A 25190-nucleotide genomic window follows, 5' to 3' on the forward strand; every position below is an offset into this window, starting at 1 on the left:
TGGCGGCTACGGGACGGTGTAGCCCGCCGCCCGGAACATCTCGTACCACTCGGCCCGGGTGAGGGGCAGGTCGGACCCGCGGGCCGCACCAGCGACCCGCTCCGGGTTGGTCGTGCCGAGCACCACCTGCATCCGAGCCGGGTGTCGCGTGATCCAGGCGGTGGCGATGGCGATCGCCGGCACGTCGTACTTGGCCGCCAGCCTGTCGATCACCGCGTTGAGCTCGGGGTAGTCCGAAGATCCGAGGAACGTGCCGGTGAAGAAGCCGGACTGGAAAGGTGACCAGGCCTGGACGGTGATGTCGTGCAGGCGGCAGTAGTCGAGCGTGCCGTTGTCGCGGCCGATCGACTGGTCGAGGGCCTGCATGTTCGCCGCGGCACCCTGCGCGACGAGCGGCGCATGGGTGACGGAGAGCTGCAGCTGGTTCGCCACGATCGGCTGGTCGACGTGCTTGCGTAGCAGCCCGAGCTGCCCGGGGGTGTGGTTCGAGACGCCGAACGCGCGGACCTTGCCGGCCGCGGACAGCTCGTCGAAGGCGCGGGCGACCTCCTCCGGCTCGACCAGGGCGTCCGGACGGTGCAGCAGCAGGATGTCGATGTAGTCCGTGCCGAGCGCCTCGAGCGAGCCGTTGACCGACTCCATGAGGTGGTCGTAGGAGAAGTCGAAGTACGGCCCGTCCTTCACGATGCCGGCCTTGGTCTGGATCGTGAGCTGCTCGCGCTCGGCAGAGCTGAGCTGCATGGCCTCGGCGAACCGGCGCTCGCAGCCGTGCGGCTCGGTGCCGTAGACGTCGGCGTGGTCCAGGAACGTGATGCCCGAGTCGACGGCGGTGCGCAGCAGGGTGCGGATCTCCTCGTCGGACTTCTCCTGGATGCGCATGAGGCCGAGGGTGACGTTCGGGACGGTCATGTCCGTGCCTGGCAGGGTGAAGGTCTTCATGGGTTTCCTCTGTGTCGTGGACAAGCGTCGGTGAAAGGTTGGGCCGGCGATCAGGCGGAGAGCCGGGCGACCTCCTCGGTGGTCAGCTCGAGTTCGGCGGCGCCGGCGGAGTCGCGAATGCTCTCGGGTCGTGAGGCACCCGGGATCGGCAGGACGACGGGCGCGAGCGCGAGCTCCCACGCGAGGGTGACCTGGTAGACGCTCACACCCCGGTCCTCGGCCACGGCCCGGAAGGCGTCGTGGTTCGCGGCGAGATCACCTGCGTTGGAGATGCCGCCGAGCGGGCTCCAGGGCAGGAACGCGATGCCCAGCCGTGCGCAGTGCTCGAGCTCGCCCTGGCTGGAGCGGAATCGCGGCGAGAACTGGTTCTGCACCGAGGCGAGGCGCCCGCCGAGGATCTCGTTGGCGAGGTCGATCTGCTCCACATCGGTGTTCGAGAGACCGACGCGCTGGATGACGCCCTCGTCGAGCAGCTCGCGGAGCGCGCCGACGGAGTCGTCGAACGGCACCTTCGGGTCTGGCCGGTGGAACTGGTACAGCCCGATCGCTTCGACGCCGAGGCGCCGAGCCGAGGCCTTCGCGGCCTCCTTGAGGTGCTCGGGCGAGCCGTCCTGATACCACGTGCCGTCGCCGGGCCGCAGGCTGCCGCCCTTGGTGGCGACGAGGACCTCGGAGGTATCACCGCCATAGCTGCGCATAGCGCGCGCAACGAGCTCTTCGTTGTGGCCGACCTCGCCGGCGTCGCGGTGGTAGGAGTCGGCGGTGTCGATCAGGGTGACACCGACGTCGAGCGCGGCGTGGATCGTGGCGATCGAGCGGTCGGCGTCCGGGCGGCCCTCGATCGACATCGGCATGGCGCCGAGGCCGATAGCGGACACGGTCCGGTCACCGAGGGTGCGCTGCTGCATGGAGGTTGTCCTCGCTTCGTCGGGGGAGTGGGAGGCGCCGTGGGCGCCCGCCGTCACAGTAGAACCACCCGGTGGTCGGGACCAACGGGGCCGCCCGGCCGCTCCGGCTGTTCGGCAGCCTCAGCGCCGCACGAGCTCCGGCTCGGCCGCGACCGGCCGCACGCGGTCCACGCGGACACTCACGAGCGCCAGGAGGCAACCCGCGACGGCGAGGATCACGCCGACCCATCCCGGTGCGAGATACCCGAACCCGGCGGCGATCACCAGCCCGCCCAGCCACGCGCCGAGCGAGTTGCCCACGTTGAACGACGCGTGGTTCATCGCGGCGCCGAGCAGCTCTGCGTCACCGGCGATCCTGATGATGCGTGACTGCACCGACGGAATGAGCGACGCGGACGTGCCGCCGATCGCGAAGACGAGCACGAACAGCAGCACCGGGTGCCCGCCCAGCGTGGCGTACGCCGCCATGACGAGGACGAAGGTGCCAAAGCCGACCAGCAAGGTTCGGGTGAGGTCACGGTCGCTCGCCCAACCGCCGACCACGTTGCCGATGGTCATGCCGACGCCCAGCGTCGCGAGGACCCATGGCACCGCGGAGCCGGGCAGTCCCGCCGTGCGTGTGGTGACCTCCGCGATGTAGGAGTAGACGGCGAAGAAGCCGCCGAAGCCGACCGCACCGACGGCGAGCATCAGCCACAGCCGCGGATTGCGGAACGCCGTGAGCTCGCGCAGGGCGCCGCGGTCGGGGTTGCCCGCGATGCGCGGCAGCGTGAGGAAGCCGAGTGCGAGCGTCAGCGCGAAGATCACCGCGACGGCGACATAGGCCCATCGCCATCCGGCGGTCTGTCCCAGCCAGGTGCCGAGCGGGACACCCACCACGTTGGCGATCGTCAGGCCGGAGAGGGCGAGCGCGACGCCGGCGCCCTGCTTGCCTGGCCCCATGAGGCGCGCCGCGAACAGTGAGGCGACGCCGAAGTAGGCGCCGTGCGGCAGGGCCGCGACGAACCGGGCGAGGGCGGTGAGGGTGAAGGTGGGCATGGTCGCGCTGGCCAGGCTCGCGACCGTGAAGGCGGCGAGGAGGATGAGCACGAGCTTGCGCTGCGAGAGGCGGGCGGCCACCACCGCGGTGACGGGTGCGCCGACCACGACCCCGAGCGCGTATGCGGTGATGACCCATCCCGCCTGCGCGATGACGGCCTGCGGGTTCTCGTGGAAGCCGGGCAGCAGGTCCTCGGCGATCTGCGGCAGCAGGCCCATCGAGACGAACTCGGTGGTCCCGATGCCGAAGCCGCCGAGGGCGAGCGCGAAGAGGGCGAGGTTGCGGTGGGCAGGGCTCAGCGGCGGCATGATCTCCTGGGGAAGGTCGGGCAGGATCGTGCAACGCTGCGCGGCGCCAGTCTATGCCTGCGTCCGAGCGCCCCGAACCGACGGTGCAAGAGCCGATGGTGCGGCGCGCGGAGGACGGGACGTCAGTCGCCCGTCCAGCTGAGGAGCAGGAGGCAGACGTCGTCCCGGTGCCGGTCGTCGGCCAGCAGCCGCGACATCAGTGCCGCGAGCACGTCGCCGGATCGGCCGAGCGTCTGGTCCGCCGCGTCGGTCAGGACGTCCAGGCCCTCCCGGAGCGGGCGGTCGCGACGCTCGACCAGACCGTCGGTGTAGAGCAGGAGCTCGTCCCCCGGACGAAGGGTGAGGGCGGTCTGTCCACGGGCGTGGTCGGGCACGCCGAGGGGCATGGACCGGCCCTCCCAGAGCAGCTCGGTCCCGCCGCCCTCCCGGCGCAGGGCGGGCGGCATGTGCCCGGCGCAGGCGAACGTGAGGCGGCCGGTGGAGAGGTCTACCTCGGCGTAGGAGATGGTGGCTGACGCGGCCGCCGGCGCGTGGGTGATGAAGGCGTCCAGCTCCTCGAGCAGACGCGCCGGTCCAGCGCGCCGCGTGGCCAAAGCGCGCACGGCGCTGCGGAGATGCCCCATGGCGATCGCGGCGCCCAGGCCCTTGCCGACGACGTCGCCGACGGTGACGGCCAGCACGTCGTCGTCGAGCTGGAACGCGTCGAAGAAGTCACCGCCCACCTCCAGGCCCGTCACGCCCGGCCGGTACGCGCTGGCGATGGAGAACCGCTCGTCGGCGGGCAGGTCGACGTCGAGCAGCGAGTGCTGCAGCTCGTGCGCGAGGCTCGCCTTCTCCTCGTACAGGGCCGCACGGTCCAGGGCGATGCCGGCCTGCTGCCCGATGGCGCCGAACACGGCGCGGTCCAGCTGCTCGCCGGCCAGGTCGTCCGGGACCACCAACGAGAGCACGCCGCGCAGCGCGGAGTGCCCCCGCAGCGGGACCTCCAGCCGACCACCGACCGCCCGGACATCCTCGAGCCCCGAACGGGGAGGTGGAGCGGTGCCCAGCTCCTCACCCGCAGCGGTGCGTGGTTGCAGGCGCCGGCCGTCGGTGAGCCAGATGGTGCCCGCGGGGATGCCGAGCGTGCCCACGGTCTGGCTGAGCAGCGCGGCCACCACGCCGTCGATCCCCACCGAACCCGACAGCGCCGAGGTGATCCCCTGCAGGAGGGTGGTGCGGTCCGCGGCCCGTTCGGCCGCCCGCCGGGCCGCGAGCAGCTCACGCTCGTAGCGCGAACGCTCCTGGGCGCTGGAGAGGGCGACGTGCACCAGCCCGTCCTCCGACGTGAGCGCGGAGAGCAGCACCGGCATCCGGCGCCCGTCCGCGCGCAGCTCCACCGCCACCTCGTCCACGCGTCCGTCGGCGTGCAGCATCGGCGCCAGGTGCGTCTCCCAGTAGATGCGGCCGCCCGCGGTGAAAAGCTCGCTGAGCCGGCGCTCGCCGAGGACCTCGTCGGGACGCAGCCCGATCCACGAGAGGAAGGTGGCGTTGGCGTCGACGACGGTGCCGCGACCGTCCAGCAGCAGCAGCCCGGACGGCGTCCGCTCCCAGGAGCGCTCGCGCGCGCTCACGTGCTCAGGTACGCCTTCATCGCCTCGACCAGCTGGTCGGGCGCGCTGAGATTCGGGCAGTGACCGACGGCGACGATCTCGACGAAGGTGCTGCGCGGCAGTCGGTCGTGCACGTAGCGCCCGACCTCGGTGGGTGCGATCACGTCGTCGCGGCACTGGACGACGAGGCACGGCGTGCCCACGTCGGGCAGGTCATCACGGTTGTCGGACAGGAACGTCGTCCGTGCGAAGCGCCGGGCGATCTCGGGATCCATGGCGCAGAAGCTGGCCGTGAGCTCGTCCCCCAGCTCTGGTCGGTCCGGCATCCCCATGATGACCGGCGCGATGTGCGCGGACCATCCGAGGTAGTTGTCGTCGAGGGTCTCGAGCAGCTCGTCGATCTCCTGCTGGGTGAAACCCCCGCGGTACCCGTCGTCGTCGATGTACCGGGGACTGGGTCCGACGAGGACGAGGCGCTCGAACAGCTCGGGACGGTCCCGTGCCGCCAGCACCCCGACCATGGCGCTGACCGAGTGTCCGACGAAGATCACCGGGCCGGTCCCCAGCGCGTCGAGGATCTGGAGGACGTCGTCGGCGTAGCCCTGCAGGCTGCTGTACCGGGCGTGGTCGAACGCCGCGTCGTTCGCCCTGCCGGCACCGACGTGGTCGAAGAGCACCACCCGGTGCGTGGCCTCGAAGGCGGGCGCCACGAAGCGCCACATCGTCTGGTCGCAGCCGAAGCCGTGCGCGAACAGCATCGTCGGTGCGTCCGCGACCCCCGACACGATCACGTGGTGCCGCTCGAGTACCTCCACCCGTTCAGCCTAGTGGCGCGCCCCGGGCGTCTACCTCAAAACGGCAGCGCGTCGAACGCCACCTGGAGCCAGGGCGTGACCACCGCGATCGTGGGCACCGCGATCACCGCGAGGGCGAGCGCGCCGCACGTCGCCCGCAGCACCGCGACCCGCACCGGCCACGCCGAGTGGTCGGGCCGGCGCGCGAGGCGGGCCAGGCGCGCGTCGATCTCGGCCTCCGGATCGGCGGTCCCGGCGAGCTTGGCCAACGCCGACCGCAACGGTGCGGCACCGACGCTCCGGCGGGCGATGTCGTCCGCGAGCATCTCCAGCAGCCGGTTGACCGACTCCAGGGCGAGGCGGCTGCGCACCAGCTGCGGGAAGGCGACGTGCAGAGCGGTGAACGCCTCGATCACCAGATCGTGCCGGGCGCGCAGGTGCGCGAGCTCGTGCGCCACCACGGCGTCGACCTCGGCCGGTGTCAGCAGGTCCAGCGTGGCGTCGGTGACCACGACCCGCCCCGGCTTGGCGGGGATGCAGTACGCGAGGGGCAGGTGGGCGGCCAGCACGTCGAGCTCCGACCGCTCGCGCCGCTCGCCGTGCAGTAGGTCGAGCATCTCGATGTGGCGCCGTCGCCGTCGTCGGGTGTCGAGAGCCAACCGAACCGTCACGACGGCGAGGCGGACCACGATGACTCCGGCCAGCAGGAGCGCCAGCCCGGCACCGACGAACAGCGCGGGCCCGAAGCGGAGCTCACCTCCGTGCAGGGCACGCAGCGCCTCCTCGGGTGCTGCGAGGGCGGCACCGATCGCGGACAGGGCGGCAGCGAGTGCCACGGACTGCCAGACGACGACCGCTGCCTGCGGGACCTGCTCGAGCCACCGTGCCCGGTCCAGCAGCACCGGCGCGGCCAGCGACAGGACGACGGCGAGAGCCGTCAGCGCAAGGGCCGTCACGACGTCGGGACCGGCGCCCGGTCAGCGCGCCCGGTCAGGGTCCGCGAGCGCCTCGCGGATGGCTTCGGCCTCGCCCGGACCGACCCGGCCGACGAAGTGCTGGAGCGCCGCGGCACGTGCGGACGGGTCCGGAGTCGCACCGAGCGCGTCGAGCATGAGGTCGGCAACGGCCTGCTCGCGCGTCTGCGCGGGGGAGTACCGGTAGGCACGGCCTTCGCGCTCCTGGTTGACGACGCCCTTCTTCGCCAGCCGGTCCATCACCGTCATGACCGTGGTGTACGCGAGGCGCCGGCCCTCCGTGAGGGCCTCGTGGACCTCCCGGACCGTGCAGGGGCCGTCGGCGTCCCACAGGTACGCCATGACCTCGCTCTCGAGATTGCCCATCGCCATGCGAGCAGTCTAACGACATCTACGCCAGGTGTCGTACGAACTGTACGTACTAGGCGCGACGTACTACGGTTGGTAGTACTTCGCGTTACGCCCCGGAGGGAAGCGCATGGACACCCTGGACCTGTCCCGGTTGCAGTTCGCCGTCGTCACGATCTACCACTACTTCTTCGTGCCGCTGTCAATCTCCCTGGCGGCCATCACCGCCGGCCTGCAGACCGCCTGGGTCCGCACGGGGCGCCACGACCTGCAGCGCCTGACGATGTTCACCGGCAAGCTCCTCATGGTCACCTTCGCCGTCGGCGTGGTCACCGGCCTGGTGCAGGAGTTCCAGTTCGGTCTCTCCTGGAGCGCGTTCTCCCGCTTCTACGGCGACGTCTTCGGCCCGACCCTCGCCATCGAGGGCATGCTGGCCTTCTTCCTCGAGGCGACGTTCCTCGGCCTGTGGTTCTTCGGCTGGGACCGTATGCCCCGGCTCGCGCACCTCGCCACGATCTGGATCGTGGCCGTCGGCACGCTGATCTCCGCGTTCGTGATCCTCGGCGCCAACTCCTTCATGCAGAACCCCGTCGCCTACGACGTCGATCCCGAGACCGGCCGCGCCGAGCTGACCAGCTTCGCCGAGCTGATGACCAACCCCGTCAACCTGGCCGCCTACCCGCACACGCTGGCCGGCGCCTTCATGACCGGCGGCGCCCTCGTCCTGGCCATCAGCGCGTGGCGGGCGTGGGGCCGCGGCCCGGCGCGCGAGGCGCCCGCCGACGACGACCACGCCACCTGGCGCAGCCTCGCCCGCGTCGGTGCCTGGGTCACGCTGGTCGCCGGCGCCGCCGTCGTCCTGACCGGGGACCACCTCGGCAAGGTGATCACCGAGGTCCAGCCGATGAAGATGGCTGCGGCCGAGGCGCTCTTCGCCACGGAGACCGGCGCCGCGTTCTCTATCTTCGCCGTCGGCCCGCTCGACGGCGGCGAGCCCTTCTTCTCGCTCGACATCCCCTACGTGCTTTCCGTCCTGGCCACCGGCGATCCGACGAGCACCGTGCACGGCATCACCGACCTGCAGGGCCAGTACGAGCAGCAGTACGGGCCGGGCAGCTACGTGCCCTGGGTGCCCGTCGCGTACTGGACGTTCCGGCTCATGATCGGCACCGGCGTCGTCGCCATCGCCGCGGCCCTCGCCCTGCTGTGGGCGAGCCGCGGCGGGCGCACCCCGGGCCGGGACGACGGCGGCACCTCCCTGCTCGCCCGTGTCACCCGCGTGGCCGGCCGGTTGCTGCTGCGATTCCTGCCGCTGATCCCGCTGCTGCCGGTGGCCGCGAACACCTTCGGGTGGCTCTTCACCGAGACGGCCCGCCAGCCGTGGCTGGTGTTCGGTCTCTTCCGCACCGAGGATGGCGTCTCCCCGGGCTTGACCGAGCCGGAGGTGCTCGCGTCCCTCCTCGGCTTCGGCGTCCTGTACGGGATCCTCGCCGTCGTCTGGCTGCGGCTCGTGCTCCACCTGTCGCGCCAGGACCTCACCGGCAGCCCGGGCACGCCGACTTCCCGACCGGGTGACGGGGCCGAGCCGGCCGCCCTTGTCCCCGCCTACTGACCTGGAGCTGTCGTGGATCTACCACTCGTCTGGTTCGCCCTCGTCGTGCTGTGCTGGGTGCTCTTCGTGGTGCTCGAGGGCTTCGACTTCGGCGTCGGGATGCTGGCGCCGCTCCTCGGGCGCGACCCGGCCCAACGCGGCGCGGCCCTGCGCACGATCGCACCGGTGTGGGACGGCAACGAGGTCTGGCTCGTCGCCGCCATCGGCGTGACCTTCGCGGCCTTCCCGGACTGGTACGCGGCGATGCTGGCCGGGCTGTACCTGCCGCTGGTGCTGCTGCTCCTGATGCTGGCCGTGCGGGGCGTGGCGCTGGAGTTCCGCGGCAAGAAGGACTCCGCCGGGTGGCGACGCCGCTGCGACGTCGCGCTGGCGCTCAGCTCGGCAGCGACCGCCGCGGCCGTCGGCGGACTGCTCGGGGCCCTGACGGGTGGCCTGGCCCTCGACCGAAACGGCGACGTCACCGGCGGGGCGCTCGGCCGCAGCCTGGCCGTGCTGGTCGAGCCGCACACCGTCGTCGGCGCGCTGGCCGGGCTCCTCGCGGCCGTGGCCCTGGGAGCCACCTATCTCGGCCTGCGCACCACCGGGCCGGTGCGTGAACGCGCCCGCTCGTGGGCGCTGCCCGCCGCCCTCGTGCTCGCGGTGGGCGCTGTCCTGCTGGTCATGTCCGGCGAGCTGCCGTGGGTGTGGGGACTCGCCGTCGCGGTGTCGGCGGCCGTCTCCGCGGCGGCCGTCCGTGCCGGCCGGGAGGCCTGGGCCTTCGGGGTGATGGTGGTCGCGGTGGGGCTCGGGGCCGTGGTGGGGTTCCTCGGCCGGTACCCCGTGGTGCTGCCCAGCACGCTCGACCCGGCCTGGTCGCTGACGGTCGACGGCGCCGCGGCCAGCCAGACGGCGCTGCAGACCGTCTCCGTCGCCGCGCTCGTGATCCTGCCCGGCGTGCTCGCCTACCAGGCACTGGCGTACTGGGTGTTCCGCAAGCGCGTCACCAGTGAGCCCGTGCCGACATGAGCCCGTCGAAGGGACCCGTCGACCCCCGGCTACTACGGCTCGCGCGTCCGGCGGCCCGACCGCTGTCGCTCCTCGTGGGCCTCTCGGTGCTCCAGGCCATCGCGACGGTGGCGGTGAGCCTGGCCGCGGCCACCGTGGTGGTCCGCATCCTCGAAGGCGACGCCTGGCTGCGCACGCTCGGGATGCTCACCACCTGCCTGCTCGTGCGCGCCGCCGTTCAGGCGGCGTCGCCGGTGGCCGCGCATCGGGTCAGCGCCCGGGTGGTCGACCGAGCACGGCGGCGCGGACTCGCCGCGCTGGCCCGCCGGGGACCGGCGTGGGCGGCCGGCCGAGGCGCCGGCAGCACCGACCTCGCCACCGTGCTGTCCACCGGGCTCGAGCCGCTGCGGCCCTGGTTCGCGAACTACCTGCCCGCCCTGGTGGTGGCGGCCGTGCTGCCGGTGTCCGTCGTCGTCCTCATGGCGGCCATCGACCTCACCGCGGCGGTCACTGTCGCGCTCACCCTGCCGCTCGTGCCGCTGTTCGCCGCCCTCATCGGCTGGGCCACCCAGCGCCGCGCCGCCGAGCAGTACGACCGGGGCGGGGCGCTGGCCGGCCACTTCCTCGACGTCGTCCGCGGCCTCGTGACGCTCAAGCTGTTCGACCGGGCCGACCGCCAGGTCGAGCAGGTCCGCGACGCCAGCAGCCGGTACGCGGGCGCGACGACCCGTGTGCTCTCGGTGGCGTTCCTGTCCTCGACGGCTCTGGACCTCGTGGCCACGATCTCGGTGGGGCTGGTCGCCGTCGGTGCCGGTGTCCGGCTCGCCGGCGGGGAGATGGCGCTGTGGCCGGCGCTCGCCGTCATCGTCCTCGCACCGGAGGCCTACCGCCCGCTGCGCGAGGCCGGTGCGCAGTTCCACGAGTCGGCACAGGCCTCCGCGGTGATGGACCGGCTGGACGAGCTCACCGGCCCCGCAGGCGAAGAAAAGTGCAGAAACCGTCGTTCCGAGCAGCAGATTGTGCACATTTCTCGGAACGACGGGTCGGACGCCGGTGCTCTCCTCGAGATGCACGACGTCGAGCTGAACTACCCCGGCCGCCGAGCGCCCGTCCGGCTCCCCGACCTGACGGCGTCGCCGGGCGAGCTCGTCGCCGTCGTCGGGCCGTCCGGGTCCGGCAAGACCACGCTCCTGCGCATCCTCGCCGGCGTCGAACGCCCGCACCGCGGCTCCGTGCGGTCGCCCAGCTGCGAGCTGGTCCCGCAACGGCCCGCCCTGCCACTCGCCCGGACCGTGCGCGAGGCACTCACCGAGGGCCTGCCGGCCCCCGACCACCCGGCCGACGACGGCGCGCTGCAGAGCATGCTGGACCGGCTCGGCGTGAAACTGCCTTCGGGCCTCGACACCCCGCTCGGCGACGGCGGTGCCGGTATCTCCACCGGCCAGCGCCAGCGTCTCGCCATCGCCCGGGCGGTGCTCGGCGCGCGCGCCCGCCTCGCCGAAGGCTCGAACGCCCCGGTTCTCCTCCTGGACGAGCCGACGGCGCACCTGGACGTCCGGGCCGAGCGGGCAGTGGTCGGCGTCCTCGAGGAGCTGGCCCGCGCAGGCGCCGTGGTGATCGTGACGGCCCACCGGCCCGGCCTGATCGCGGCAGCCGACCGTACGGTCACCGTGAGTCCTGCCGACCACATGGACGGCGGGGTCACCGCGGCAACGGAGCGTCCTCCCGAGAGCGAGACCGCTCCAGGACCTCATCCCGCGGGCAACGGGCCGCCCCGGCCGTCAGACGGCCGCCACCACGGACGCCGCCCGAGGCGCGGGATGCTTGCCGCCCTCCGCCACCGCTGGACCCGGCTGAGCCCCCGAAACCGCCTGGTTCTCGCCGCGATGGCGGGGGCGTTGTCGGTGCTCTCCGGCGTCGGGCTGACCGTCGCCGCGGCGTGGCTGATCGTGCGCGCCGACGCGCAGCCGCCGATCCTCGCCCTCTCGATCGCCGTGGTCTGCGTCCGCGCCTTCGCGATCACCCGGCCGCTGTGGCGCTACCTCGAGCGACTGGCCTCGCACGACGCCGGCCTGTCGCAGCTCGCGAGCTGGCGCGCCGACGTCGTCGCTCACCTGATCCCGCAAGTCCCCGGGCGGCTCACCGCCCGCCGCGGGGCGCTGCTGACCCGTGTGGTCGATGACGTCGACACCCGCCTCGACGGCCAGGTCCGCGGTGCCGTCCCCGCCGGCGCGGCGCTCGGGGCACTGACCGTCGTCGCCGTCGTCGCCGTCTGGTGGCACCCGTCCGTGCTGATACCCCTCGTCGGTGCGCTCGCGCTGGCCGGCGCCGTCGTGCCGTCTGGTGTCACCAGGGCGGATCGGCGTCTCGCCGGACCGGGGGACGCCGCCCGCACCGATCTGCGCGACGCCGTGGTGGCGGCCGTCGAGAACCCGGACGAGCTCGCGTCGGACAGCGGCGTGCTCCTGCGTCAGACCCGGGCCCGCGCCGCCGTCGCGGAGCGCCACGAGCGGAGCGCGAGTCGCATCGACGGCCTCGCCCGCGGCGGTGGCGAGCTGGCCGGGACGCTGCTGGTGCTCGGCTGCGCGCTGCTCTCCGGCCTCGCCTTCGCGCGTGGCGCGGTGACTCCGGAGGCCGTCGGTGTGCTCGTCCTCGGCAGCCTGACCCTGACCGAGACGATCGGCAGCCTGGTGCCGGCGTTGCGGGTCCGGGCGGCGGGCGAAGCGGCGCGCCGTCGCCTCGGCGAGCTGGCGAGCGACGTGCGAAGGCCGCCCGCGCTGCCATCCGGGCCGACCGCCGTCGGCCGGAAGGCCGGTCGCGGCCCCGGCCCCGGCTCGGGCGGTTTCCCCGGGTCCGGTCTGCGCGCCTGGGGACTCGCCGTCGGCTGGCAGGACAGCATCGTGCGCGAGGGCATCGATCTCGACGTCACCGCCGGCGAGACGGCCGAGCTGCACTGGCCGTCCGGCGCCGGCAAGTCGACGCTGGCGGCCACCCTCGTCGGCCTCGTGCCGCCGCACGCGGGGACGTTCGTCGCCGGTGGTGTCCCGCACGACGTCCCCGACGGTGCCGAGCTGCGCCGCCACGTCGGTCTGGCCGGTGATGCCGACCACATCTTCGCCACGACGGTTCGGGAGAACCTCCGCCTCGCGAGACCCCACGCCGGCGACGCCGAGCTGATCGACGCGCTCGAGCAGGCACAGCTGGGCGGGTGGCTAGAAGGCTTGGTCGACGGGCTCGACACGTGGCTCGACTCCGGCGGTCACGCGCTCTCGGGTGGCGAGCGGCGACGACTTGTGCTCGCCCGCGCGTTGCTGCGCGACCCGGGGGTGCTCGTGCTCGACGAGCCGGAGTCGGGCATCGACCCGGACACCGCCGCCGCCCTCCTCGGATCGGTGCGCTCGCGGGCCCGTCAGCGGGGCCGCGCGGTCCTGGTCATGGCGCACGTGCGGCATCCGAAGGAGCACCTCGCCGGCGCCGGTTTGGCCCCGGTAGCGTCCGACGGTCCTTGAGGACCTCAGTGACGGTCGGCCTCAGCGCGCTGCTCGACGTCGTCCTGCGATGTTGCAGCACGCGCATAGAGCTGCCGGCCGGGGGAGGAGGTCACGCCGAAGGCGACGATGCTCGCGGCGATCATCAGGGTCCCGGCGGCGAAGAAGGCCGGCTCGGTGACACCCTTATCGACGCTGTGCGCGAGGTAGAAGATCGAGCTCGCGCCCATGGGGCCGAACCATCCGAGGAACATGGCGTCTCGCGTCCGCAGACCTAGCGGCCGGGCCAGCGCCAGGACCACGGGCAGGCGCCGCAGCACCAGCACCAGGACGACGAAGCCGACGGCTGCGGGTCCGAATGCTGCCCACTCGCTCCAGGGCAGGGCGAGCCCGAGCGCGAGGAACAGCGGCAGGGACAGGTAGCGGTTGACGGCCTCGTCGATGCCCTGCTGGGGCTCGCGCTCCTTGCCGGTGACCAGGGAGTTGTAGATCGTTCCCGCGACGAAGACGCCGAGGATCCCGTCGGTCGACGCGGCTCGTCCGAGCCCCAGGACGGCGACGGCGAGGAGCACCGTGAGGATGAGGTTCGGCGCGGGCTCCAGGTCGTGGTCCTTGGCGGCGATCCGGACGCCGAGCGCGGCGAGGGCACCGCCCACGCCGCCGATGAGGATGCTGCCGAGCACCTCCCAAGCGATCCGGCCGACCTCTGCTCCCGGCGACGTCGCCGGCAGGACGACGGCGACGGCGACGGCGACGAGCGGGAGGGCGAGACCGTCGTTGATGCCGCTCTCGACGCTGAGGGTGTGCCGTACTCGCGCGGGCAGGTCACGCTCGGCCGGTTTGCCCGAGACGATCGATCCGGCGAGCACGGGGTCGGTCGGGCACAGGCAAGCACCGAGAAGCGCGACCAGAGCGAGCGGCAGCCCAAGGACCAGGGCCGACGCGCCCGAGATCAACGCGGCCAGGGGCATCACCACGAGCAGGAGGATCGCGACGGGACGTGCGATGCGGGGGAGGTGGCTCGCCGGGAAGCGGAGGGCCGCGCCCATCACCGAGATCGCGACGATGAGGCGGCCGCCCTCGAGCAGGACGAAGTCGCGGACCTCTTCGGTCATGTCCACCGCGCCGAGGACGTACGGGCCGAGGGCCACACCCAGCGCGAGCGCGAGCAGCGGCTCCGAGAAGGGGAGCTCGCGCATGCGTCGGCTGAGCAGTGCCAGCACGAGTGCGAGGCCCCCAACGAGGCCATAGGTCAGGTGCAGGTCCGTCACCGCGGCTCCGTCCGTCGTTCCCTGGGCTGCCGGGGACGCTAGCGAGCGGGCGGTCGGCTCGCATCCGGAGCGGAGACGGAAGCGGTACGTCCACCAGGACTACCGATGGGGGAAGAGCTCAGCAGCTCGCTCGTGGGCGCGGAGCGACCGCACGATCGAGGTGCTGGGCGGTGTCCGCTGAGCCGTGCCGGCTGCCCGCGGCACCGCACGTCATGGCCTTGTCACGCTGCCGCCGTCCTGTGATCTTTGACCACGTGAGCTCACCGCCAGGCACGGCACCCACCGTCTCGGTTGACGACCTCGAGGCGCTCCGCGGGCCGCTGACCGGCTACTGCTACCGGATGCTCGGCGCCGCCGCCGACACCGACGATGCCGTCCAGGAGACGGTCATCCGCGCGCACCGCAGCCTCGACCGGTTCGACCCGTCGCGCGCCCGGCTGAGCACCTGGGTCCACGCGATCGCGACGAACGTCTGTCTGGACATGCTGCGCGGCGCCAGCCGGCGGGCGCTGCTCATGGACGTGCCACCCGCGGTCGGCGGCGACATCGGCGCGCCCTTGCCGCCGGACCGCTGGGTCGAGCCCATGCCGGACTCCCGGCTGCTCGGAGCCGCCGACCCGGGCGACGTCGTCGTCCGGCGTGAGACCGTGCGCCTCGCCTTCGTCGCGGCTCTCCAGCACCTTCCGCCCCGCCAGCGCGCGGTCCTCATCCTCCGTGACGTGCTCGCATACTCCGCACACGAGTGCGCGGACATCCTGGAGACCAGCATCCCGGCGGTGAACAGTGCGCTGCAGCGGGCCAGGGGCACCCTCGAGGCGGTCCGGCCAGCGCCGGCCGACGTCCTCGACCCGGACGACGAGCAGCAGCAGGAGCTGCTCCGCCGCTACGTCGCGGCCTTCGAGGCCCACGACGTCGACCGGCTCGCCATGTTGCTGCGCGAGGACGCGATCACGTCCATGCCGCCCTTCATGTGGTGGCTGCAAGGGCCCGAGCGGATCGCGTCGCTCATGGCGGCCAGCGACGCCTGCAGCCAGGACCGTCTGCTCCCGACGGCGATCAACGGCTCGCCGGGTCTCGCCCAGTACCGGCCGGATCAGGACGGCAGCCTGCGACCGTTCGCCCTTGTGCTCCTCGAGCTGCGCGAGGGCCGGGTCGCACACACCGTCACCTTCCTCGGCTCGGCCGGCCGCTTCGCCGAGTTCGGGCTGCCGGAAGTCCAATAGCCGCGGACCGATGAGTCTCCGGCCGGGCGGTCGTACCAGCAGTGACCGCGTCGATCCGCCCGAAGGGAACTCCCATGCCCACCGACACCGAGACCCTCGCCGCCGAGACGTTCGCCGAGCGCGCCCGCCTGGCCGAGCTCCTCGCCGGACTCACTGCCGAGCAGTGGGCCGCGCCGTCGCTGTGCGCGGGATGGCGGGTGCGCGAGGTCGTCGCGCACATGACGATGGCCTTCCGGATCAAGCCGCCGGCCTTCTTCGCCGGCCTGCTGCGCGCCCGCTTCGATTTCGACCGCTACGCCGACCGCGCCGCGCGGTCGGACACCAAGAAACTGAGTGACACGGAGCTCCTCGAGGTGCTGCGCAGCAACATCCGGCACCCCTGGCGGCCGCCGGGCGGCGGCCAGGCCGGGGCGTTGAGCCACGACGTCATCCACGGCCTCGACATGACCGAGCCGCTCGGGCTGCCGGCGGCGCCACCCGAGCGGATCGCGCTCGTCCTGGAGAGCTCGGGGCCGAAGAGCCTCGCCTACTTCGGCGTCGACCTCCGCGGCAAGCGGCTGGCCGCGTCCGATGTCGAGCTATCGGTCGGCGAGGGTGTGGAGGTGCGGATGCCGGCGAGGGAGCTGCTGCTGGTCGTCACCGGAAGGCGTCCCCTTGCCGAGGCCCGTACAGGGCCCGCCGGGGAGGAGGGTGATCGATGATCCGCGAGGGTGTCCGGGTGCACGCGACGCCCGGCATCACAACCTGTCGTGCCCCGGGCGGCGTCGGAAGACCTGCACGAGAACCCGCAGCGCCAGGATCGCGCTCACGACCAGCAGGTTGTAGCCGATGAGGGAGTGCAGGTGGACGCTGTCGCGGACCACCGGCCCGCCGTCGGACCAGAGCAGCACTACCGCCATGAGCCCGATGACTCCTGCCAGGACAGTCACGAGGACGTCGTGCAGCAGCCGGGTGATCCATGACCGGTCGCGCTCGTCGGCGAAGATCCGCGCGTTGACGCCGAGGCGACCGTGCTCGGCCGCGCCCGCGATGCGTTCGATCCGGCGCGGCAGCCGGCGCAGGATCGGCAGGAGGGTGACGAGCTCTTCGGATGCGCTGTGCCGTAGCTCGGCCGGTGTGAGGCGGTCACTGACGTAGCCGCCGGCAAGGTCCTTGCTCTGCCCGACCAGGTCGAAGCCCGGGGCGAGCTGGCGCAAGGTGCCCTCCGCCGTCGCCATGCTGCGGAAGACGGCCGCGATCTCGGGCGGAACCTCGAGGCCGTACCGCGAGACGACCGTGAAGAGCTGGCCGAACATCTGCGCACCCTGCGTCCCGGCGCCACCTGCGTACCGGGCGATCACGCGGCCGATCTCGCGCTCCAGCCGCTCCTCGTCGATCTGGTCCGACGCCGGCGCCAGCTCGAGCAGCGCATCGGTCACAGCCAGCGGGTCGCCACGGTCGAAACCCAGCAGCAGGCGCTCCAGCGCTGCGCGCAGGGACCCGTCGAGCCGGCCGACGGAGCCGAGGTCGAGCAGCCCGACGCCGCCGTCGTCGAGGATGAAGATGTTGCCGGCGTGCGGGTCGGCGTGAAAGACGCCCTCGACCAGGACCTGGCGCAGCAGCGCGTCGAGAATCGTGCGAGCGACCTCGTCGCGGTCCAGGCCGAGACGCTCCAGCAGCGGGCCCGCATCCGAGACCGGGCGACCGTGCAGCCGCTCCATGACCAGCACCCGCTCGGTGGACAGCTCGTCGTAGGGCTGCGGGGCGCGCACGGGAGAGCCGGCGGGCTGGGCTGCGGTGACCGTGCGGATGTTGTCCGCCTCGATCCGGTAGTCGAGCTCCTCGCGGATCGCCGCGCCGAGGCCTTCGGCGAGGGACCGCGTGCCCAGGCTGCGACCCCACTCGGTGGTGCGTTCCAGTCGGGCGCCGAGCCGGATGGCGATGTCGAGGTCACGCTCGACCGCCGGGCGGATCCCCGGGCGCTGCACCTTGACCACGACGTCCTCACCGGAGTGCAGGCGAGCCGTGTGGACCTGCCCGATCGACGCGGCGGCCAGCGGCGTCGGGTGGATCTCGGCGAAGACCGACTCGACCGGACCGCCGAGCTCATCGGTGAGGACCCGCTCGATGTCCGCCCACGGCACCGGCTCGGCCGCATCCCGCAGCACGGCGAGCTCGGCCGCCATCTCGGGCGGCAGCTGGTCCGAACGCGTGGAGAGGATCTGGCCCATCTTCACGAAGGTTGCCCCGCACGCGTTGAGCGTCTCCCGGAGCGCTCGTCCGAGCTGACCGCGCGACGACGGCGCCTCCAGGGCCCGGGACGACCGGCGTCGCAGGTACGGGCCCAGGCCGTGACGCAGGGCGAGCCCGACCACCTGCCCGGTCCGCCGCGCCCGGCTCCAGCGGCCCCGCAGGCCCCGCCCCCACACGGTGGCCGGCGGGATGGAACCCAGCGGGGCGAACGCCTCGACCACGACGATGAACGCCATCGACGCCAGCAACGTGCACATCCCGGCGAGGAGCACGAACCACGTCTCCACCCACGGCTCCGCCGGCAAGCCCTCCGCATCTCTCGGAATCCGGGTCATCGCGATGCCGATCAGCGGCAGCACCGTGGCGGCGAAGAGGCCGGTCGCGAGCAGACGTACCGGGCCGAGTCGGATGCCGAGCAGTCGCTGGGCCGCGAGCCCGAGCAGCAGAGCCGTGACCAGCGTCGAGACGATCGCCACCGGGGCGGACAGCAGGCTCAGCAGGTTCACGTCGGTCAGTCTTGCGGGTCGCACCCGGATGGTCGAGGACCTTTGCTCCCGTCGGAGCTCAGGTGCGCGGTGGTGAGGGGGCCGGCAGGCCGTCGATGAACTGGTCGAACGCCGTGCGGATCAGTTCTGGCAGCTGGCCGGGTTCGGCGCCAGACCTGGCCCACAGCCTCATGGCCGACCGCACCGCGGAGACTGCTGCCGCGGCCACCAGCCACGGATACACCTCTGTCTCGCTGTCGGTTTCCGTGCGCTCCTCGATCCGTTCCCGGAGCGCCGCCTCCAGAGCGTCGTAAGCGGCGGTCTCACAGGGCCGCAAGGAAGCGTGGCGGTCCACGAGCTCGGTGGTCTGGACCGCGAGCCGTAGTTCCTCGGCCTCACGGGCTTCCACGAAGTCGGAGAAGAGCGCTCGTAGCGTGGCCAACGGCCGCTCGGTGTGCGGACCCCCGGCAAACTGATCAACCACACTGAGCCAGTCCGGGGTACCAGCGGCGACGACCGCCTCTTCCTTGTTGGAGAAGTAGTTCGAGACGGTACGCGGAGAGACGAAGGCGAGCTGTGCGATCTCCTCGACGGTGACGCCGTCGAGCCCCTTGTCGAGGGTGAGCTGAAGCGCAGCGTTCGCGATCGTGCGGCGCGTCATCTGCTTCTTCAGCTCACGTAGTCCGGGCTCGCTAGCGCTCATGTGCCAATCGTAGCTCGAAGTGCCGACAAAGAGAACTTGCTGGATCAGTAAAGTGTCGCATCGGTGGTGAGCTGGGCGGGAATCGAGTATGTCGCGATTCCGTCGCGGACCGCGACGATCGTTGCAGGCGGCGCACGGATGGAAGTGCTGCACGTCACAGGGGCTGGCGGTGTTGGCTAGAAACCGCAGATTTTTGCGCCGCCTACGGTGCCTGACGCGGTCAGGAACGATTGATGGCACGATCGTGAAGCGTTCGAATCTCGAAAAACGTCCTAGCGAGCAAGAGTGCTGAACCGTAACGGTTGCGTGTACAGCAAACTCCCTGCATGCTCATGTTCGACACCGGATCGACCGAGCCGGTGGACACCACCACCGCCCGGCCCGAGGCCGGCGCGTCCACTCAGGGGAAATCACATGAACCGTGCAGCTGCTTTCATCACTACTCTGCTCACCGTCGTGGGCGACCGCTTCGAGGGCCGCAAGGACCGTGGCGCCACCGCCGTCGAGTACGGCCTGATGGTCGGCCTCATCGCCGTCGGCATCATCGTCGCCGTCACCGCGCTCGGCGGTCAGCTCCAGACTCTGTTCGGCCAGATCGTCACTGGTCTCGGTGGCACCGTTCCCGCGACCACCCCGTGATCGCAGGCCCGGCGTAGTGGTCTCCTGACCGCTACGCCGGGCCAACCACCCCGGCCGGCCACGAGGAGACGAGCATGACGAAGAAGCATCGTGACCGCGGGTCCGCCGCCGTCGAGTTCGCGCTCGTGGTCCCCCTGCTGATCCTGCTCGTGCTCGGCATCGCCGAGCTCGGCCGGGCCTACCACCTGCAGACGATGATCTCCGGAGCGGCCCGAGACGGCGTCAGGGTCATGGCCCTCCAGGACGACCCGGCCGCCGCCCGCGCCACCACCAAGGCGTCCGCGTCCGAGCTCAACCTGACCGACGCCCAGATCAGTGTCGCGCCCACAACCTGCGCCAGCACGGCTTCCACGCCCGCAGCGACCGCCACGGTCGCCGTGACCTACCCGATGGACTTCATCGTCGACCTGTTCGGTGCCTTCGGTGCCGACCTCACCCTCACCGGCAAAGGGACCATGCGATGCAACGGCTGAAGGACGACCGCGGTGCGGTCAGCGTCATGGTTGCCCTGCTCATTGTGCCGCTCATCGCCTTCGCCGCCATCGCGATCGATGTCGCGGCCATGTGGGCCGACAAGCAGCAGCTGCAGACGGGCGCGGACGCCGGGGCGCTGGCCGTCGCCCAGGACTGCGCACAGAACGCCTGCGCCGATCCGGCCTACACGGCCCAGACCCTTGCCGCCGCCAACGTCAACGACGGCGGGGCCACCGCGGCCATCACCGACCCGCAGCTCAACACGCTCACGCCGTCCTCCGGCAGCGTGACCGTCCAGACATCGGGTACCCGCGAGCACTGGTTCGCTCCCGTGCTCGGCATCGATCAGAGCACCATCACCACCGAGGCCACCGCCGGCTGGGGCGCGCCCACCGGTGGAACCGCCGTCCTGCCGGTCGCCTTCTCCCTGTGCGAGTTTCTGGACCAGACCGGCGGAGGACTGCCATCGGGCACCACCGAGCGCACCATCTTCTTCACGAAGAGCTCGGGCACCAGCTGCACCGGACCGTCGAACAACTTCGTGCCCGGCGGTTTCGGGTGGCTCACCGTCAACGGTGGCTCGTGCCAGACCACCAGTGCGATCGACGACGTGCTGTGGTCCGACACCGGCGAGAACGTTCCGAGCGGCTGCACCACCGCCGACTTCGCTGCCGTGCAGAACCAGACGGTCCTCCTGCCGATCTTCGATGACACCGGCGGCACCGGATCGAGCGCTTGGTACCGGCTGTACGGCTACGCGGCATTCACGATTACCGGATACCACTTCGTCGGGCAGTACTCCTGGAGCGCGGACGGGGCCTGCAAGGGCAGCGTTCGTTGCGTCCAGGGCTACTTCACCGAGTTCGTCGACCTGACTGACGCCTTCGACTACGGCACGTCGGCACCGCAGCTCGGTGCCTCCGTCGTCTCTCTGACCAGCTAGGAGAACCCAGACTGTGACTCGTCGCATCGTTGCCGCCCTTGCCGCGGTCCTGCTGGCCGTCGTCGGCGGCCTGCTGCTGGTGAGCTACGTGGCCGCCGCCGACCAGCGCGCCATGGCGGGAATGGAAACCGCCTCCGTGCTCGAGGTCGTCGAACCCATCGCCGAAGGGACCCCTGCGGAGAAGCTGACCGAGCTGGTCGCTGTCGCGCAGATCCCGATGAAGGCTGTGGCGAGCGGCGCGGTCACCAGCCTGGGCCAGATCAGCGGCCAGGTCGCCACCACCGACCTGAAGCCCGGAGAGCAGCTGCTCCGCAGCCGCTTCGCGGACCCCGCTTCGCTCGCCGACCCCATGGAGGTCGAGGCGCCTGACGGCATGCATGAGATCTCCGTCCTGCTCGAGTCCCAGCGCGTGCTCGGCAGCAGCCTCTCCGCCGGAGACACTGTCGGCGTGTTCGTCACGCGGGCCGAGGAGACCCACCTCGCCCTGCACAAGGTCCTGGTCACTCGCATCCAGGGCGGCATCACGGCGCCTGCTCCGGCCGAGGACGGTACGGAGCCGGTGGCCGCGCCCGCCCCGGAGGGCAGCGTCATGGTGACGCTCGCCCTGGCGGCACCCGACGCCGAACGAATCGTGTGGGCCGCCGAGAACGGCAGCATCTGGTTGTCCTCGGAGCCCGACGACGCAACGAAGGACGGCACCCGCATCGTCGACCAAGAGAGCGTGTACGAATGAGCCGCATCGCCCTGGCCAACCGGTCCACCGACCTCCGGCACACCACCGACGGCGCGTTCCTCAGCCTCTCGGCCCGCGCGGCCGACATGGCAACTGAACCGGCCCCGGGGGGGAGCGTGATCAGCGTGGTCTCGCCCAAGGGCGGGGTCGGCAAGACCACCGTGGCGACCAACCTCGCGGTGGGCCTGGCCCGCACCGAGCCGCACTCCACGGTGCTCGTGGACCTCGACGTCCAGTTCGGTGACGTCGCCTCGGCACTGAACCTCTCGCCCGAGTACTCGCTGGTGGACGCCGTCCGCGGTCCCGCCGCCCGCGACTCCATGGTGCTCAAGACCTTCCTCACCCTCCACGAGACCGGCCTGTACGTGGTCTGCGGGCCGGACTCGCCGGTCGCCGCGGACTCCGTAAGTGCCGACGCCGTCAGCCACTTGCTGGAGATGCTCGCCTCGGAGTTCCGCTATGTCGTGGTGGACACGGCACCGGGCCTCTCCGAGCACACGCTGGCTGCCATGGACCAGACCAGCGACCTCGTGCTGGTCACGAGCATGGACGTGCCGGGCGTGCGCGGCCTGCGCAAGGAGCTCGACACCCTCGACGACCTGGGCATGTTCCGCGACGCCCGGTTTGTGACGCTCAACTTCGCCGACCGTCGCGGTGGCCTGTCGGTGGCCGACGTCGAGGCCACGCTCGGCGCCGAGGTGGATCTGGTGCTACCCCGATCCAAGGCCGCGCTCGCCTCGGTCAACCTCGGCGTCCCGCTGCTCCAGAGCCGTTTACGTGATCCCCTGACCAAGCAGCTGCGTGCCCTGGTCGGCCGCTACGCGGCAGGGCAGCCTGCCCGTCCCGCGGACAAGCCTGCCAAGGACCCCGAAGAATCTGCCCGGGACAACGCGCACGGCCGCAAGGGTCGTCACCGTGGAGGCAAGCGATGAAGCTCTCCGAACGGCTCGATGCCGCCCATGGACGCGCCCGCACGATGACGAGCGACGTGGTCCCGCCATCCACGACCACGGCTACAGCGGTCGCGGAGTCCGTGTCCGTCGAGCCGAGGCCCGAGCTCAACGCGAGCGTCCCCACGCCAGGAATCGCCATCGAGTCGTCCGCTGCGGCCGCGGCGCTCGAGGCGCCGACCACGCCGGCATCCCTGAGCGCGCACCCCACCGCGGCCTCGACCCGGCCGAACGGCTCCGAGCCGCGCTCCCTCTCCGAGCGCACCGGCACCGTCGACTCCTCGCGGACGACCGCTCCCGTGGCGGCCGCAGGCAGTGACGCACTGACCAAGCTCAAGGAACACGCGGCGACCGCCCTCTTCGAGCGGATAGGCACCCGGCTCAACGACACGTCCCTGAGCGAGGAGAAGCTCCACCACCTCGTCCGTGGAGAACTGAACCGCGTGGTGGAGGACAGCAAGGTCCCGCTCACCGCCGAGCAGCGCAAGCGGCTCACCAGCAATGTGCTGGACGACGTGCTGGGCCACGGCCCGCTCGAGGGCCTGCTCGGGGACCCGACCGTCACCGAGATCATGGTCAACGGACCGGACATGGTCTACGTCGAGCAGAACGGCAAGCTCACCCGCAGCGACACCCGCTTCTCCTCCGAAGAGCACCTGCGCCGCATCATCGAGCGCATCGTCTCCCGGGTGGGACGGCGGATCGACGAGTCCTCGCCCCTGGTCGACGCCCGCCTGGCGGACGGCTCGCGTGTCAACGCCGTCGTCCCTCCGCTAGCCTTCAACGGCTCCTCGCTGACCATCCGCAAGTTCTCCAAGGACCCGTTCAAGGTCGACGACCTCATCGGCTTCGGCACCCTCAGCCCCGAGATGGCCGAGCTGCTGCACGCCTGCGTGGAGGCCCGCCTGAACATCATCGTTTCCGGCGGCACCGGCACGGGAAAGACCACCCTGCTCAACGTGCTGTCCTCCTTCATCCCCGAGGGTGAACGCATCGTCACGATCGAGGACGCCGTCGAGCTCCAGCTCCAGCAGGACCACGTCGTGCGGCTGGAGAGCAGGCCGCCGAACATCGAGGGCAAGGGTGAGATCAGCATCCGCGACCTGGTCCGCAACTCGCTGCGCATGCGCCCGGACCGCATCGTCGTCGGCGAGGTGCGTGGCGGGGAGACCCTCGACATGCTCCAGGCGATGAACACCGGCCACGACGGCTCGCTGTCCACCGTCCACTCGAACTCTCCCCGCGACGCCATCGCCCGCCTCGAGACGCTCGTACTAATGGCCGGGATGGAGCTGCCCCTGCGAGCCATCCGCGAGCAGATCGCCTCCGCCGTCGACGTCATCGTCCAGCTCACCCGACTGCGGGACGGCACCCGCCGGGTCACGGCGGTCACCGAGGTGCAGGGCATGGAAGGCCAGACCGTCACCCTCCAGGACGCCTTCCTCTTCGACTACTCCGCCGGCGTCGACGCCAGCGGCCGTTTCCTCGGCCGCCCCGTGGCGACCGGGATCCGGCCACGCTTCACCGATCGCTTCGACGAGCTCGGAATCACCCTGTCCCCGCAGGTCTTCGGGGCGGCGGGGCGGGCCGCGCGATGACCACGCTGCTGGCCTCCCCGTCCGCCGTCGTCGGGATCGTGGCCATCGCCCTGGCGCTCGCGGCCGCCGCCTACCTCGTCCTCGGCCCCCGTCCGGCACGGGTGCCGCTGGAGCGGCGGCGTCCGCGCTCGGAGCCGCGGTCGGGCCTGCTCACCGGGGCGACCAGCGCGACGACGTCAGCCATCGACCGCGTCGTACAACGCCGGGGCGGCCCCGCACTCGCCGCGGCGTTGGAGCGCGCCGGGGTCACCATGCGGCCCCAGGACTTTACCCTCCTGGTTGTCGCAGGGGCGCTCGCGGCGGCCGCCGTGGGCCTGCTGCTGGGCGCGCCGTTGCTGGCGCTGCTTCTCGCAGCGGCCGTACCCCTGCTGGCCAAGGTCTACCTCGGTGTGCTGGCGAGCCGGCGGCAGAAAGCGTTCGCGGACCAGCTCGACGACTCGCTGCAGATCATGGCAAGCAGCCTGCGCGCCGGGCACAGCCTGCTGCAGGCGTTGCACGCCGTCGCGCAGGAGGCGGAGGAACCCACCTCACAGGAGTTCGCCCGGGTCGTCAACGAGACCCGCGTGGGCCGCGAGCTCGGTCCCGCGCTCGAGGAGACCGCGGAACGGACGGCCAGTGAGGACTTCACCTGGGTCGCCCAGGCGATCGCCATCAACCGGGAGGTCGGCGGCAACCTTGCCGAGGTCCTCGATGGGGTGGGAAACACCATCCGCGAACGTGGCCAGCTCCGCCGCCAGGTCGGTGCGTTGAGCGCCGAGGGCAAGCTCTCCGCGCTGATCCTCATGGCGCTGCCCTTCGGCATCATCGCGTTCCTCGCGCTGGCCAGCCCCTCCTATCTCGCCGCCTTCACCGAGAGCCTCATCGGCTACGCCATGATCGGCGTCTCGATCGTCATGCTGATCGTGGGCGGCCTGTGGCTTCGCAAGGTCGTCAGCTTCAAGTTCTGACCCGCC

At 71.7% G+C, this 25190-nt stretch carries 22 protein-coding genes; 12 read left to right on the top strand and 10 right to left on the bottom strand.

Annotated elements, in window-relative coordinates; translation table 11 throughout:
* Positions 1-6 precede the first annotated feature (6 nt).
* From ABD907_RS12195 to ABD907_RS12225, 7 genes are all read right to left on the bottom strand, one after another.
* Entirely contained in the window at positions 7-939 is a 933-nt protein-coding gene (locus tag ABD907_RS12195; protein ID WP_345216527.1) for an aldo/keto reductase, read from the bottom strand.
* A gap of 50 nt (positions 940-989) precedes the next feature.
* Positions 990-1847: an aldo/keto reductase gene (locus tag ABD907_RS12200; RefSeq protein WP_345216528.1), complete on the bottom strand. Its 858-nt coding sequence runs from the start codon at positions 1845-1847 to the stop codon at positions 990-992.
* A 120-nt stretch (positions 1848-1967) separates the two neighbouring features.
* Positions 1968-3194 carry an MFS transporter gene (locus ABD907_RS12205; RefSeq protein WP_345216529.1) on the bottom strand — a complete coding sequence of 409 codons (1227 nt, stop codon included), beginning with the start codon at positions 3192-3194 and terminating at the stop codon, positions 1968-1970.
* A gap of 122 nt (positions 3195-3316) precedes the next feature.
* The gene (locus ABD907_RS12210; RefSeq protein ID WP_345216530.1) at positions 3317-4807 is read right to left on the bottom strand and encodes a SpoIIE family protein phosphatase; all 1491 of its coding nucleotides are present in this window, start codon (positions 4805-4807) and stop codon (positions 3317-3319) included.
* Positions 4804-5601: an alpha/beta fold hydrolase gene (locus ABD907_RS12215; protein ID WP_486334086.1), complete on the bottom strand. Its 798-nt coding sequence runs from the start codon at positions 5599-5601 to the stop codon at positions 4804-4806. The genes ABD907_RS12210 and ABD907_RS12215 overlap by 4 nt, the downstream gene beginning before the upstream one ends.
* 35 nt (positions 5602-5636) lie before the next feature.
* A complete protein-coding gene (locus ABD907_RS12220; protein WP_345216531.1) occupies positions 5637-6536 on the bottom strand; it encodes a M56 family metallopeptidase in 900 nt (299 codons plus the stop codon).
* 21 nt (positions 6537-6557) lie between these two features.
* The gene (locus ABD907_RS12225; protein ID WP_345216532.1) at positions 6558-6926 is read right to left on the bottom strand and encodes a BlaI/MecI/CopY family transcriptional regulator; all 369 of its coding nucleotides are present in this window, start codon (positions 6924-6926) and stop codon (positions 6558-6560) included.
* Positions 6927-7032: 106 nt separating this feature from the next.
* On the opposite strand from ABD907_RS12225, the gene ABD907_RS12230 reads away from it, so the two are divergent.
* Genes ABD907_RS12230 through cydC form a run of 3 tightly spaced genes read left to right on the top strand, consistent with a single transcriptional unit; the run spans position 7033 to position 13007 of the window.
* Positions 7033-8514 carry a cytochrome ubiquinol oxidase subunit I gene (locus ABD907_RS12230; protein WP_345216533.1) on the top strand — a complete coding sequence of 494 codons (1482 nt, stop codon included), beginning with the start codon at positions 7033-7035 and terminating at the stop codon, positions 8512-8514.
* A 12-nt stretch (positions 8515-8526) separates the two neighbouring features.
* Positions 8527-9519, top strand: a complete 993-nt coding sequence (cydB, locus tag ABD907_RS12235; protein ID WP_345216534.1) for a cytochrome d ubiquinol oxidase subunit II — start codon at positions 8527-8529, stop codon at positions 9517-9519.
* Positions 9516-13007, top strand: coding sequence for a thiol reductant ABC exporter subunit CydC (gene cydC / locus ABD907_RS12240; RefSeq protein ID WP_345216535.1), 3492 nt, complete (start codon positions 9516-9518; stop codon positions 13005-13007). Before cydB ends, cydC begins: the two co-directional genes overlap by 4 nt.
* A gap of 5 nt (positions 13008-13012) precedes the next feature.
* On the opposite strand, the gene ABD907_RS12245 is transcribed toward cydC, so the two are convergent.
* Positions 13013-14257, bottom strand: coding sequence for a cation:proton antiporter domain-containing protein (locus tag ABD907_RS12245; RefSeq protein WP_345216536.1), 1245 nt, complete (start codon positions 14255-14257; stop codon positions 13013-13015).
* 254 nt (positions 14258-14511) lie between these two features.
* On the opposite strand from ABD907_RS12245, the gene ABD907_RS12250 reads away from it, so the two are divergent.
* Positions 14512-15480: a sigma-70 family RNA polymerase sigma factor gene (locus ABD907_RS12250; protein ID WP_345216537.1), complete on the top strand. Its 969-nt coding sequence runs from the start codon at positions 14512-14514 to the stop codon at positions 15478-15480.
* A 74-nt stretch (positions 15481-15554) separates the two neighbouring features.
* Positions 15555-16181 carry a maleylpyruvate isomerase family mycothiol-dependent enzyme gene (locus ABD907_RS12255; protein ID WP_345216538.1) on the top strand — a complete coding sequence of 209 codons (627 nt, stop codon included), beginning with the start codon at positions 15555-15557 and terminating at the stop codon, positions 16179-16181.
* Positions 16182-16217: 36 nt separating this feature from the next.
* Here the strand turns inward: ABD907_RS12255 and ABD907_RS12260 are convergent, their stop codons facing one another.
* Both ABD907_RS12260 and ABD907_RS12265 read right to left on the bottom strand, forming a co-directional pair.
* On the bottom strand, positions 16218-18218 hold the full coding sequence (locus tag ABD907_RS12260) for an ABC1 kinase family protein (protein WP_345216539.1): 2001 nt from the start codon (positions 18216-18218) through the stop codon (positions 16218-16220).
* Positions 18219-18276: 58 nt separating this feature from the next.
* Complete coding sequence (locus ABD907_RS12265; RefSeq protein ID WP_345216540.1) at positions 18277-19053, bottom strand: TetR/AcrR family transcriptional regulator; 777 nt, start codon at positions 19051-19053, stop codon at positions 18277-18279.
* 261 nt (positions 19054-19314) lie between these two features.
* On the opposite strand from ABD907_RS12265, the gene ABD907_RS12270 reads away from it, so the two are divergent.
* The 7 genes from ABD907_RS12270 (at position 19315) to ABD907_RS12300 (ending at position 25184) form a co-directional block, all read left to right on the top strand.
* Positions 19315-19539 carry a Flp family type IVb pilin gene (locus ABD907_RS12270; RefSeq protein WP_345216541.1) on the top strand — a complete coding sequence of 75 codons (225 nt, stop codon included), beginning with the start codon at positions 19315-19317 and terminating at the stop codon, positions 19537-19539.
* A gap of 74 nt (positions 19540-19613) precedes the next feature.
* Positions 19614-20012: a TadE family protein gene (locus ABD907_RS12275; protein ID WP_345216542.1), complete on the top strand. Its 399-nt coding sequence runs from the start codon at positions 19614-19616 to the stop codon at positions 20010-20012.
* Complete coding sequence (locus tag ABD907_RS12280; protein WP_345216543.1) at positions 20000-20956, top strand: pilus assembly protein TadG-related protein; 957 nt, start codon at positions 20000-20002, stop codon at positions 20954-20956. The genes ABD907_RS12275 and ABD907_RS12280 overlap by 13 nt, the downstream gene beginning before the upstream one ends.
* A gap of 13 nt (positions 20957-20969) precedes the next feature.
* On the top strand, positions 20970-21689 hold the full coding sequence (cpaB, locus tag ABD907_RS12285; RefSeq protein ID WP_345216544.1) for a Flp pilus assembly protein CpaB: 720 nt from the start codon (positions 20970-20972) through the stop codon (positions 21687-21689).
* Entirely contained in the window at positions 21686-22621 is a 936-nt protein-coding gene (locus ABD907_RS12290; protein WP_345216545.1) for a CpaE/TadZ family protein, read from the top strand. Before cpaB ends, ABD907_RS12290 begins: the two co-directional genes overlap by 4 nt.
* Positions 22618-24237: a TadA family conjugal transfer-associated ATPase gene (locus tag ABD907_RS12295; protein ID WP_345216546.1), complete on the top strand. Its 1620-nt coding sequence runs from the start codon at positions 22618-22620 to the stop codon at positions 24235-24237. The genes ABD907_RS12290 and ABD907_RS12295 overlap by 4 nt, the downstream gene beginning before the upstream one ends.
* A complete protein-coding gene (locus ABD907_RS12300) occupies positions 24234-25184 on the top strand; it encodes a type II secretion system F family protein (RefSeq protein WP_345216547.1) in 951 nt (316 codons plus the stop codon). Before ABD907_RS12295 ends, ABD907_RS12300 begins: the two co-directional genes overlap by 4 nt.
* The last annotated feature ends 6 nt before the right edge of the window (positions 25185-25190 follow it).

It is taken from the genome of Georgenia halophila, from assembly GCF_039541595.1.